A 13261-nucleotide genomic window follows, 5' to 3' on the forward strand; every position below is an offset into this window, starting at 1 on the left:
ACGATTAATTTTTCCGTAAAGGTATCGGCTTCCGGGGTACTTTGCAAATGAGCGTCAAAATATTTGACACTAATAACAGGATAATATAACACTATAGTCCTAATCCGATTAGCACTCGTATGCTAAGGCAGTCAGCACAGTAGTGCTGGTGAGGGTAACACTACTGTGCTGGCCCCGTATCCGGCACAGAAGCAGGGCCTGTTTTTTTATGATTGACACATCAGCGTCCATATTTTTGACAATCGGGCGTCCATATATTTTACACTTTGCGAGGCTGTTTCTTTTGTGGAATATGATAATCAGTCAGTATGAAATGTGGCACGCCTTTTGCTTTTACATGTACATGATGAAAATGCAAATAACAATTAAATATGGATGGAGGTTAGCCTGCCTGTTGCTGTTTGGTTCGGTAGTGGGAGCAGGTGCACAGGAATCCTGGAGTGTCGACTCTTGCATGCGCTATGCGCTGGAGAGGAACCTGGCACTGAAAAACAGCCGGTTGGATACCCGTATCGCTCGCGAAGACTTTACGGCGGCGATAGGAGATTTCCTGCCTTCGGTCAGTACCAGCGGGGCTTTCGGGAAACGGATGGGACGTTCGGTCGACCCGAAAACGAATTTGTATACCACCTCTTCCTTCGTGGAAAGTACGCTGGGAGTCGATATATCATTGCCTGTTTTCGACGGGTTCAAACGTATCAACCGGGCACAGTTCACCCGGCTGAACAGGCAACTGAGCAGCGTTGCCGGAAAAGCGGAGGAGAACCGGGTGGCTTTCGAGGTGATGGATGCTTATTATGTATATATCTTTGACAGAAAGATGAGTGCCCTGGCTACCGAACAACGTAAGCTAAGCGAGCGTTACCATGAGCAGATGCTTGAATATGTGGACCTCGGTCTTCGTTCACCCTCTGACCTTCAGGAGGTGAAAGCCCGTTTGCAGAGCGATATTTATCAGGAGACGGTGAAGAAGAAGACGGAGCGTCTTTCTTTTCTTGCACTAAAAGAGTTGTTGCAGATGCGCGATTCGGACTCTTTATCCGTTAGTGACAGAGAGGGGGATGACGGCGAGTTGCCGCTTCTTGCCGGTTATTCGGCTCCGGAAGTGTATGCAGAGTCGGAGACTACGCTTCCCGAGTTCCGGATGATGGATTTGCGGGAACAGGCGTCGCGAAAGTCGCTTGCCATCGCGTCGGGAGCTTTCTCGCCTTCCATCCGGGCGGATTTCAGTCTTTATTCGAGTTACTATGACACGGAACGCGATGCGGACGGACATATCTCCTCGTTCGGGCAGCAGATGAAAAACAATTGGAACAAATATATAGGTCTGCGGGTATCTTTCCCTATATTCAGCGGTTTGTCCCGCTTTACGGCAGTCAGGAAAGAGCGTTTCCGCCTGCAACAGATAAGGAATAACAACGACCAGCAACGAATATCCTTATATAAGGAGATAGAAGACGCCTGCCTTTCTTTACAGGCTTCGGCAGAGGAACATCACCAGGCGAAACTGCAATTGCAGGCGGCTGCAACCACCCTCAAAGAGAACGAGGAGAAGTGGGAGGAAGGGATGGTTTCCGTCTTCGAACTGATGGAGAAGCGTAACCTGTATATCCAGGCCAAAGCAGAACTGGCCCGTACCCGGCTGCAATATGACCTGAAACACCGGATGGTCGAGTTTTACCGTACCGGTTCATTTTTAGTAAAATAACAACAAAGAACAGATATGAATAACAACATGGACACCCCTATCGAACGGAAATCCCGTTTGAAGAAGAAACATCTGTATGCGATGGCAGGAGGCGCTTTCCTCCTGGTCTGCCTGCTTTACTTTATTTTCCGCGATACCTCTTCCTCCATGAAAGTGGACAAGGAACGGCTGACCATCTCCACCATCGTCCAGGGTGAGTTTAATGATTATATCCGTGTGATAGGGCAGGTGCTCCCGGACCGTATCATCTACCTCGATGCCATCGAGGGCGGTCGGGTGGAAGAACGCCTGATAGAAGAAGGGGCACAGGTCAAGGCCGGTGATGTTATCCTCCGCCTGAGTAACCCGCTGCTGAATATCGGTATCCTGCAAAGCGAGGCAGACCTTGCTTATCAGGAGAACGAACTCCGTAACACCCGCATCAGCATGGAACAGGAACATCTGCGCCTGCAACAGGACCGTATCAGCCTCAACAAAGAACTGGTACAGAAGGACCGCCGTTACCGCCAATACGAACGCCTGTACAACAAACAACTCCTGGCGCGTGAAGATTTCCTGCAGGCAAAGGAAGACTATGAAAGTGCCCGCGACCAGCTTGTCGTGTTGGACCAGCGTATCCGCCAGGACGACCTTTTCCGCAGCAGCCAGCTGGAGAGCCTGGATGAGAATATCCGGAACATGAAACGGAGCCTCTCCCTCGTCCGCGAACGGTTGGAGAACCTGAAGGTGAAAGCGCCCGTCAGCGGCCAGCTGGGTAATCTCGAAGCACAGATAGGGCAGTCTATCGCCCAGGGGGAACGTATCGGGCAGGTCATCACCCCCGAACTGAAGGTGGAGGCCAAGATTGACGAACATTATGTGGAGCGGGTGATGCCCGGCCTCCCCGCCAGCTTCGAGCGTGAAGGAAAGACCTACGACATGGAAGTGACGAAAGTCTACCCCGAAGTGCGCGACGGCCAGTTCCGTACCGACCTTCATTTTACCGGAGGACGTCCGGAGAATATCCGTGCCGGGCAGACCTATCACCTGAACCTGCAACTGGGTGATCCCGTACAGGCCATCCTGATTCCCCGTGGCAGCTTCTACCAGGCAAGCGGCGGCCTGTATGTATATGTCGTGGATGAGGACGAGACTGTCGCCCGTCGCCGTCCGGTGAAGATAGGCCGCCAGAATCCGCAGTATTATGAAGTGACCGAAGGAGTGAAACCGGGAGAGAAAGTGATTATCTCCGGCTATGAACTGTTTGGTGAAAACGAACGATTGATTATCAGATAACAGAAAGGATAAAGATGGATTATCTCTCTCAAGTCATAAAAAGCCAGCGCGCCCGCAAGTCACTTTCGGTCATTAATATCTTCGGCCTGTCGGTGTGTATCTCTGCCGCCCTGCTGATTTTGCTCTATGTCCGTTTCGAACTGAGCTACGACTCTTTCCATGACGGCGACCGCGTGTACCGTGTCGAAAGCCGTTTGTATGAGGGAGCAACGCTGACGGATAATTGGGCGACGACCGCATTCGGCCACGGTCCGGTGATGAGCCGGGAGATACCGGGCATCGAAAAGTTCGTCCGGCTGACCGCCCAGGACCGGGAACAGGTGGTTACCTACCAGGATAAGCAGTTCGCCGAAAGCCGCTATTGTTTTGCCGAACCTACCTTCTTCGAGCTTTTCCGTTTCCCCATTCTGAAAGGGGAGAGAGACGGCCAGCTGACCCGCCCCAATACCGCCGTGCTGACGGAAAGTGCCGCCCACCGTTATTTCGGCGAGGCGGAGCCGTTGGGCAAAATCCTGACCTTCCGCACGTCGACTGCCGAACAACATTTCGAAGTGACAGGCATTATTGCCGATATGCCGGCCAATTCGCATCTGCATTATGATTTCCTGCTGTCTTATTCCACGATACCGAAGGAACGGCAGGATATTTGGTATATTCACGGCGTCTATACGTATGTCCGCCTGGAACCGGGGAAAAAACCGGAAGATATAGAAAACGCCTTTGCCGCTATTTCAGATAAATACAAAACCGCAGCTTTGAAGCATAAGGACTGGAAGGTGGAGTTAATCCCATTGAAAGATATTCACCTGACTCCGCAGAAGTCGTATGAGAAGGAGACGAAAGGCAGCCGTACCGCCGTGTATATCCTTTCGGTGATGGCGATTGCCCTGTTGCTGACAGGCTGGGTCAATGCGTTGAACCTGATGGTGGCGCGTTTCCTGGAACGGGGAAAAGAGTTCGGAGTGCGTAAAGCCTTCGGTGCTTCCCGCCGGCAGATGCTGTTGCAGGGACTGACGGAGGCCGGCATCGTCAACCTGCTGGCAACCTTGATTGCGCTCGGTTGGCTGGAGGTATTGCTGCCGCTTGTCTATACCTGGGCGGGACATGATTTTGGTGCCGATATATTAGTACAATCGCAGTTCTGGCTGGCCGTAGCGGTTATTGCCGGGCTGGGGACGCTCTTCACCGGCTTATATCCTTCCTATCTGCTGACACGCATCCGTCCGTCGGATATCATACGCGGGAAGTTATTACATAGCCGGAAAGGCAATAAGATGCGGAAAACATTGATTGTCGTGCAGTTTGTCGCCTCCTTTATCTTGATAACAGGTACGTTTGTCGTTATCTCCCAGGTTCGCTACATGCAGAAGGAGGCCGCTTCTCCCGGGACAGACCGGATCATCGTATTGAAATATCCCTCTTTTACAGATGAACTGTCCGTCAGGATGGAAAGCTTCAAGAAAGAACTGAAGCGGAAGACGTATGTCCGCCAGGTGACTGTTTCCGGTGCCGTGCCGGGGGTGGAGGTCGCCAATTATTTTGCCAACCGTCCGTTCGGCAGCGACCCGTCCGAGGTGAAACTGATTCAGATGTTCGCTGTCGATTACGATTACCTGGCCACCTATTCGCCGGAGATGGTCTGCGGCAGGGGATTCTCGGAAGAGTATGGAGATGAACTGAATAAGGTCGTGCTGAACGAAGAGGCCGTCCGCCTCCTGGGTTTCCCTTCTGCGGAAGCGGCTTTAGGCAAACAACTGACGATGGAAGTGCTGCAAGACCCTCTCCAGGTGATAGGGGTGGCGAGGAACTATTACCAGCAGTCGCTGGCCGTCCCTTATAAGCCAATCATCTTCTTCCTGAAAGACCGCGTTCCGATTATCGGGACACCTTATATTTCCATCCGCATGGACGGTGTGGCCGGTCCGGTCCGTCTGGCGGAGATAGAACAAATCTATCGCGATTTCTTCCCGACTTCGTTGTTCTCCTATTTCTTCCTCGACGATTTCAACAGGAACCAGTATAAGGAAGACCGGAATTTCGGATGGATATTTGCCGCATCGTCTTTGCTGGCCGTCTTTGTCGCCTGCCTGGGATTGTGGGTAATCACGCTTTTCTCGACCCTCTCGCGGGTGAAGGAAGTGGGAATACGTAAGGTGCTGGGAGCGGGTAAAAGGAATCTTTTTGTAGTTTTGACGCGTGAATTATTGCTCCTTACGGTACTTGCGTCCGTGATAGGTATTCCCGTGTCCGCTTTCCTCATGAATAGCTGGCTTGAAAGCTATGCGTTTCATATCCCGTTGCCCTGGTGGAGTTATGCGGTGGCGTTCGTGCTACTGATGTGTATCGCTTTCGGGACGATTGCCCGGCAGGTATGGCGCATCATCCGCCTGAAACCGATGTATATTTTAAGGAGTGAATAATTTATAAATAGGAACATATGATTAAAACAGAGAATCTGTCTATGCTCTTCACCACGGAAGACGTACAGACCAAAGCATTGAATGAAGTAAGCCTGGAGATAAAGAAAGGCGAATTTGTGGCTATCATGGGGCCTTCGGGTTGTGGCAAGTCCACCTTGCTGAATATCCTGGGAACGCTTGATTCGTCAACTTCGGGCAAATACTTCTTCGATGGAAAGGAGATCGATAAGATGAGCGAGAGCCAACTGACTTCTTTCCGTAAGGGGAATATCGGCTTTGTATTCCAGAACTTCAACCTGATTGACGAACTGACGGTCTATGAAAACGTAGAACTGCCCCTTGTCTATCTGAACAGCAAGAAGTCCGAACGCAAAAAGAAGGTGATGGAGGTGCTTGAACGTATGAATATCGCCCATCGTGCCGGCCATTTCCCGCAGCAATTATCCGGTGGCCAGCAGCAACGTGTGGCTATTGCCCGTGCAGTGGTAACCGACTGTCCCCTGATTCTGGCGGATGAGCCGACGGGTAACCTGGATTCGACAAACGGCCTCGAAGTAATGGAACTGCTCAGCGAACTGAACCGGCAGGGAACGACGGTCGTTATCGTCACCCACTCCCAGCGGGACGCGAAGTTTGCCCACCGGGTCATTCATTTGCTGGACGGGCGGATTGTATCGGAGGAGAAACGTTGACAGTAATCATCAACGGAGGTTGACGATGACCGTCATCACAGACAGGATAAAGTGAAGTACTAATATTTTATTGACAGATTCAGAATACTATGATTATTTCAAACTATCGCAGCCTGACGAAAAAGAAAGGCTTCAGTGCAATCAATATAATCGGCCTGGCAATCGGTATGGCGGCCGCCCTGCTGATTCTGACCTACGTGGCTTTCGAATATAGCTACGACGATATGCACAGCCGTGCCGACCGCATCTTCCGCGTGGAAGCACGTTTCTACGAAAACGGCGAACTGACGGATGACTGGGCGAGCAGTTCGGCCGGCTACGCCACCGCTATGAAACGTAACCTGGCGGGCGTGGAGGATTATACCCGCGTCGGCAGCCAGTACTATCCGGAGCAGGTCGTGAAATACAACGAACTGCTCTACCGTGAGACTGGCATCGGGTATGCCGAGAAGAATTATTTCAACTTCTTCGATTATGAATTACTGAAAGGGGATAAGAATACCTGCCTCGACGGGCCGAACAAGGTGGTGATAACCGAGCGCATCGCCAATAAATACTTCAAAGGGGCCGACCCGATTGGGAAGATACTGATTTTCCGCAGCAATATCGGCGAAGAGGCGTGCGAAGTGACCGGCATCATGAAAGATATGCCCGTCAACTCGCATGTGCGTTACAGCATGATGATCTCTTACGAAACTCTTCCGAAATGGATGGATGAATACTGGTATCGCCACGAAGTGTACTCATACGTCCTTCTGAAGTCGCCTGCCCTGAAGAAACAGGTGGAAGAAGCCTTCCCTGCGATGGCGGAGAAATACAAGACGGAAGAGGCGCTGAAGAATAAGACCTGGGCAATCGAATTGACCAACCTGCGCGATATCCACCTGAATCCGCAGAAGGCGTATGAGCCGGAGACGAAGGGGAACAGTTCTTCCATGCTGGTGCTGATATGTACGGCGTTGGCTATCCTGTGCATTGCCTGGATCAATTATATCAATATGACGGTTGCCCGCTCGATGGAACGGGCCAAAGAGATCGGCATTCGAAGGGCTTCGGGGGCGAGCCGCCGGCAAATCGTGGCGCAGTTCCTGTTCGAATCGTTGATAACGAACGGGATTGCCTTTATCCTGGCTATCGGGTTGATGGAGGCGTTGATGCCTGCTTTTAACAGCCTGACCGGGCGTGACCTGGGATTCTCTGTGTGGGTGACGACCTCGTTGGGGTGGATGCTGTTGTTGATTTTCGCCTTGGGCGTGTTCCTGTCCGGTTTCTATCCGGCGACGATTTTGTCGGGTATTAAGCCAATCCGGATGCTGAAAGGGAAATTCACACATACGAAGAATGCGGCGACGACTCGTAAGGTGCTGGTCGTTTTGCAATATACGGCGTCGATGGCTTTGCTCTGCGGGACGCTGATCGTGTATGCACAGTTGCAGTTTATGCGTCAGGCCTCGCTGGGTGTCCGTGTGGACCAGACGTTGGTGTTGAAATTTCCGGCGCATTGCGAGGAACTGTCTACGAAGCTGACAGCGATGAAAAGGGAGTTAAAGGCGTTGCCTTCCGTAAAGAATGTGACGGTTTCCGGTGCCGTTCCCGGGACGGAGGTGGCTGATTTCCTGTCTATTGTCCGTTTGAGTGATGCCACAAAGCAAACCCGCCTGCTGGAAATGCTCAGTTGCGATTACTATTATCTGGATGCCTACGACCTGAAGTTTGTTGCCGGCCGTGGTTTCGGGGAGGATTTCGGTGGTGATGTATATAATATCGTCCTGAATGAAGCAGCCGTCCGTACATTGGGCTTTGCCTCGGCCGATGCCGCGATTGGCGAACGTCTTTCCGTGGAGACGGTAGACCAGCCGATGAAGATTATCGGTGTGGTGAAAGATTATCATCAGCAGTCCCTGAATAAAGGCTATACACCTATCCTGTTCGCCCTTCACGACAAACTGAGCTGGATGAAGCAGCGTTATATCTCCGTGGTGATGGAGAATGCCAATCCCCGTGAGTTGGTGAAGCAGGCGGAGACGGTCTGGAACCGTTATTTCCCGGATTCCAGCTATGATTATTTCTTCCTCGACCAGTTCTTCGACCAGCAATACCGGCAGGATGAGGTGTTCGGGTTGATTGTAGCTCTCTTTGCGATACTGGCGATTTTCATCTCCTGTATGGGACTTTGGGTGCTGGTGATGTTCTCCTGTTCGACCCGTGTTCGTGAAATGGGTATACGTAAAGTCTTGGGTGCTTCCAAAATACAGCTGTTCTATGAACTGGGACGTGAGTTCTTTGTCCTGATCGGCATTGCGATAGTGATAGCTCTTCCTCTCTCCTGGTGGGTCATGGACGGCTGGCTGAGCAATTATTCGTTCCGCACCGGCTGGAAAGCCTGGTTCTTCCTGGTTCCGGTGATTTTGTTGTGTGTGATTTCCCTGTTGACCATAGGCTGGCAGACTGCTAAAACAATCCTTAGCAAACCTGCCCGGTCGTTGCGGTACGAGTAAAATAATGTGCCAATGAGGTAATGTGCCAATATGCCAATGGAAATAGCATTCCTCATATTGGCACATTGTTTCACGTCTACTATTCAGGTAGATAATGTATTTTATACCTGTTTGTCGATTGACATTTCGTTTTATTCTATCGGTGCAAACGGAAGTTCCGTGTCTTTCCTGTATCCGGAGCCGCTGAACGTTGCAATCAGTTCTCCGGCTTCATTCGTGATATTTACTTCGCAGTTGGCAAGCCGTTTATGGCTGAATACTTCCCGTGCTTCGGCATAAAGGAATCCTTTGCTTTCGGCTTTGAAGAAGTTGATATTGGAAGTGATGGACAATGTCAGCCGGGCATGACTGTTGGTAGCTGCCGCAAACGCCAGGTCGGCCAGCGTAAAGATGGCACCTCCCTGGCAGACACCGCCACCGTTCAGGTGCATCGGTTTTATCTCCATACGGGCTTTGGCATAACCATTGCCCGTTTCCAGTAATTTTACCCCGGCAAATAAGGCAAATTTGTCGCCTTGAAGAAATTCGTTTATTGTCATTACGATAATAGCTAATTTGAAAATATGCCAATGTGCCAATAAAGTATATTCCGATTGGCATATTGGCACATTGACCGATTGATTGATTATTTACTTAGCTTCCATTCTGCTCCGTCTTTGGTATCCTTAATCTCGAATCCCATAGCAATCAGTTCGTTACGAATCTTGTCGGAAGTAGCCCAATCCTTATTGGCTTTTGCCTGTTGGCGGATAGTCAGCAAGAGGTCTACAGCTTTACCGAATGTCTCATAATTGTCACCTCCGGCAGATGCTTCGTCTTTCATTCCCAGGATATCGAATACGAAAGTGTGGAATACTTCTTTCAACTCTTTCAGGTCTTCAGCCGAGATAGTCGCTTTGCCATCCTTTACGGAATTGATGGCGCGGGAGGCATCGAACAGATGAGAGATGACAATCGGAGAGTTCAGGTCGTCATTTAAAGCGTCATAACATTTCTTGCGAAGGTCTTTCACATCTACTGTCGAGGCATCCGAAGCTGTCAGCTTTTGCAGGTGGTTGTAAGCATCCATCAGACGGCTCAATCCTTTTTCTGCGGCTTGCAGGGCTTCATTGCTGAAATCTACCGTACTGCGGTAATGCGCCTGGAGGATAAAGAAGCGGATTGTCATGGCCGAATAAGCCTGGCTCAGCATTTTGTGGTCGCCGGTGAAGAACTCATCCAGCGTGATAAAGTTACCGAGCGATTTACCCATCTTCTGTCCGTTGATGGTAATCATATTGTTATGCATCCAGTAGTGAACCATATCATCCCCTTGTGAAGCGACAGCCTGTGCAATTTCGCATTCATGGTGCGGGAAGATCAGGTCCATGCCACCCCCGTGGATATCGAAATGCTGTCCCAGGTATTTCTTGCCCATCGCCGTACATTCGCAGTGCCATCCGGGGAAACCGTCGCTCCACGGAGAAGGCCAGCGCATGATATGTTCGGGTTGTGCACATTTCCAGAGAGCGAAGTCGATCGGGTTATGCTTCTCGTCCTGGCCGTCCAACGCACGGGTCGTATTCAGCATATCTTCGATATTACGGCCCGAAAGGATACCGTAATTATGGTCTTTGTTGTATTTCTCTACGTCAAAATAAACGGAACCTTTGCTTTCATAAGCATATCCGTTGTCAAGAATCTTCTTTACCAGTTCGATTTGCTCGATGATATGGCCCGAAGCATGCGGTTCGATGCTGGGAGGAAGCACGTTGAGGGCCTCCATCGCCTTGTGGTAACGGTTCAGGTAGAACTGCACCACTTCCATCGGCTCCAACTGTTCCAGACGGGCTTTCTTGGCAATTTTGTCTTCGCCTTCATCGGCATCGTGTTCCAGATGGCCTACGTCGGTAATGTTGCGTACATAACGTACTTTGTATCCTATATGTGTAAGATAACGGAACAACAGGTCGAATGTGATAGCCGGGCGGGCGTGTCCCAGATGCGCATCGCCATAGACCGTCGGACCACAGACATACATGCCTACGTGGGGTTCATGCAACGGGATAAATTGTTCCTTCTTTCTTGTGAGCGTGTTGTAAATACTTAATGGATGTTCCATATCTGTTCATACTTTAAAAGTTGCTTTGTCTTTGCCTGTATCATCGTAATACAGAGGAAGACAGAATGCAAAGATAATGCCTTTGTCTATTTTGAGCAATCTTCGCAGCAACCTTTTAATACATAGTTGATACTTTCCAGCGTAAAATTACGGGGTAATTCGACCATCGGCACCGGAATATTCCGCAGGCAGAATGTCCTGTGGCACTTCAAACAATAAAAATGCGCATGAAGTTCACTGACGGAACAATTGCAACCGTTGCCGCAAACCGAATATTTCAAAGAACCTGAACCGTCGTCGATACAATGGATAAGGTGATGATCCAGGAAAAGGTTGATAGTCCTCGATACGGTCGATTTGTCTACCGTGTCCAACTCATTCTCCAAATCGAGCAGGCTGAAAGCTCTTTCAAATCGCATCATCGCTTTCAGGATAAGCAGGCGGATGGCTGTCGGTCTGATTTCTCTTTGTTTCAATATATCTAAATAAGCATCCATATCAATCTGTTTTAGTCGTCTTTAATATTCGTACGGCATTGAGGATTGCCAGCAAAGCAACACCGACATCGGCAAAAACCGCTTCCCACATGGTAGCAATTCCTCCGGCTCCCAGCATCAGAACAATCAGTTTGACACCGAAGGCCAATGCTATGTTTTGCCACACGATAGTACGTGTAAACTTTCCGATGCAGATCGCCGTTGCCACTTTGCTGGGCTGGTCGGTCTGTATTACGACGTCGGCCGTTTCGATGGCGGCATCGCTTCCGAGGCCTCCCATGGCAATGCCTATGTCGCTTAATGCAAGGACTGGCGCATCGTTTATCCCGTCGCCGACGAAAGCGATTTTGTTTGTTTTGTTCTGCTTCAATGCTTCCAGGTGGGCGACCTTTCCTTCCGGCAGCAGGTCGCCGTAGGCCCGGGGAATCCCCAATTGTGTAGCTAATTTAGAAACAATAATTTGTTTATCACCTGATAATATTTCCAGGTTATTAATATTTAAGTCTTTTAATTGTTTGATAGCTTCCACTGCATCTTCTTTGGGCGTATCGGCAAGCAGGATATAACCGGCGTATTGCCGGTCGATCGCACAGACAACCACGGTATCCGAATTCTGTTTCCTCCTAATGAAACAGTTGTTTCTATATGGTGAAACAGTTGTTTCATTAGGAGGAAACAAAACTCCTTCCGAGTCCAACAGACGGGGGTTACCTACTAATACTTCCTTCCCGTCGACTATTGCTTTTAATCCGTAACCTGGCAGTTCGGTCGTATCGATGGTTATGTCGATTGTTACCTGCTGCTCTTGGGCGTATGCCAGGATCGCTTTGGCAATAGGGTGGTTACTCCGGCTTTCGACGGAAGCAATGACTCGGAGCAGTTCTTTTTCAGGAATGTTATTTTCCGTAGAGAGGCTCCGTACTTCAAAGATTCCTTTGGTGAGCGTACCTGTCTTGTCGAATACGACCGTATTTATCTTGGTGACGGCGTCGAGATAGTTACCTCCTTTAAACAAGATTCCCTGCCGCGAAGCTGCTCCGATCCCTCCGAAATATCCCAGTGGAATGCTGATAACCAATGCACAGGGGCAAGAGATAACAAGAAATACCAGCGCACGGTATAACCATTCGTTAAAGATGAACAGGAAGTCCGGCTGTACCAGTGAATAAAGATAAGGTATAAGGACAATCAGAAAAGCCAGTCCGGTTACGATTGGTGTATAAATGCGGGCAAATTTCCGGATAAACAGTTCGGCCGGTGCTTTCCGTTCGGATGCATTCTGCACCAGTTCAAGAATACGTGCCAGGGCGCTTTGGTTATATGGTTTGGTTACTTCCAGCCGGATTACCTTATCGGTCACAATCATTCCGGCCAAGACATTTTCATTCGGACTAATCGTACGCGGAACGCTTTCTCCCGTAAGTGCTGCGGTGTTGAAGGAAGCGGCTCCGCTGAGTAATTTACCATCGAGAGGAACTCTTTCTCCGGCTTTCACCTCTATGATTTCTCCCGGAATTACATCGGCCGGAGCTAACGGGACACGTTCGTTATCACGAATAACAACTGCTGTTTCGGGCCGGACGTCGAGCAGCGCACTGATATTTTTACGGGCCTTCGACAATGCATTTTCCTGAAACTGTTCGCCGACGGAATAGAATAACATAACAGCCACACCTTCCGGATATTCCCCGATATAGAATGCGCCGAGTGTAGCGATACACATAAGCGTGAATTCACTGAATATTTCTTTTTCGCGAATACTTTCAATCGCCTCTTTCATCACCGGAAGTCCAACCAGCAGATAAGCGAGTGCATACCATATAAATTGAGCGGTCTGGTCGAAGAATCCGGCCTCCGCTACCTGCATCGCAATTCCTCCCAGTAGCATCCCGAAGGAAATTGCCGGAAGAGGATAAGGCGAAATTTTTCTTTTACGTTCCGTATGGCAATGATTACAACTGCAATGTCCCATATCTGTCATGTTTTATTTATTTTCCTGATACAAAGGTAGGTGTTATGAGGTGCAACAAAGTTGCAAAGAATCCGTATATTTGTCGGGTTAATGTTTAG

At 49.8% G+C, this 13261-nt stretch carries 9 protein-coding genes; 5 read left to right on the forward strand and 4 right to left on the reverse strand.

Translation table 11 applies throughout. The features are described 5' to 3' along the window. Window positions 1–352: 352 nt before the first annotated feature. From C825_RS02780 to C825_RS02800, 5 genes are all read left to right on the forward strand, one after another. The gene (locus tag C825_RS02780) at window positions 353–1708 is read left to right on the forward strand and encodes a TolC family protein (protein ID WP_228100061.1); all 1356 of its coding nucleotides are present in this window, start codon (window positions 353–355) and stop codon (window positions 1706–1708) included. 27 nt (window positions 1709–1735) lie between these two features. Continuing rightward, a complete protein-coding gene (locus C825_RS02785; protein ID WP_010801330.1) occupies window positions 1736–2983 on the forward strand; it encodes an efflux RND transporter periplasmic adaptor subunit in 1248 nt (415 codons plus the stop codon). 14 nt (window positions 2984–2997) lie between these two features. After that, the gene (locus tag C825_RS02790; RefSeq protein WP_010801331.1) at window positions 2998–5403 is read left to right on the forward strand and encodes an ABC transporter permease; all 2406 of its coding nucleotides are present in this window, start codon (window positions 2998–3000) and stop codon (window positions 5401–5403) included. A gap of 17 nt (window positions 5404–5420) precedes the next feature. Further along, a complete protein-coding gene (locus C825_RS02795) occupies window positions 5421–6095 on the forward strand; it encodes an ABC transporter ATP-binding protein (RefSeq protein WP_009860654.1) in 675 nt (224 codons plus the stop codon). A gap of 89 nt (window positions 6096–6184) precedes the next feature. After that, entirely contained in the window at window positions 6185–8593 is a 2409-nt protein-coding gene (locus C825_RS02800; protein ID WP_010801332.1) for an ABC transporter permease, read from the forward strand. 131 nt (window positions 8594–8724) lie between these two features. Here the strand turns inward: C825_RS02800 and C825_RS02805 are convergent, their stop codons facing one another. The 4 genes from C825_RS02805 to C825_RS02820 form a co-directional block, all read right to left on the reverse strand. Beyond that, window positions 8725–9132 carry a PaaI family thioesterase gene (locus C825_RS02805; protein WP_010801333.1) on the reverse strand — a complete coding sequence of 136 codons (408 nt, stop codon included), beginning with the start codon at window positions 9130–9132 and terminating at the stop codon, window positions 8725–8727. Between the two features lie 86 nt (window positions 9133–9218). After that, on the reverse strand, window positions 9219–10694 hold the full coding sequence (gene cysS / locus C825_RS02810) for a cysteine--tRNA ligase (protein WP_010801334.1): 1476 nt from the start codon (window positions 10692–10694) through the stop codon (window positions 9219–9221). An 86-nt stretch (window positions 10695–10780) separates the two neighbouring features. Continuing rightward, entirely contained in the window at window positions 10781–11191 is a 411-nt protein-coding gene (locus C825_RS02815; protein WP_010801335.1) for a Fur family transcriptional regulator, read from the reverse strand. Between the two features lies 1 nt (window position 11192). Beyond that, the gene (locus C825_RS02820) at window positions 11193–13163 is read right to left on the reverse strand and encodes a heavy metal translocating P-type ATPase (RefSeq protein WP_010801336.1); all 1971 of its coding nucleotides are present in this window, start codon (window positions 13161–13163) and stop codon (window positions 11193–11195) included. Window positions 13164–13261 lie beyond the last annotated feature (98 nt).

The organism is Parabacteroides sp. ASF519, from assembly GCF_000364265.2.
Classification (GTDB): domain Bacteria; phylum Bacteroidota; class Bacteroidia; order Bacteroidales; family Tannerellaceae; genus Parabacteroides; species Parabacteroides goldsteinii.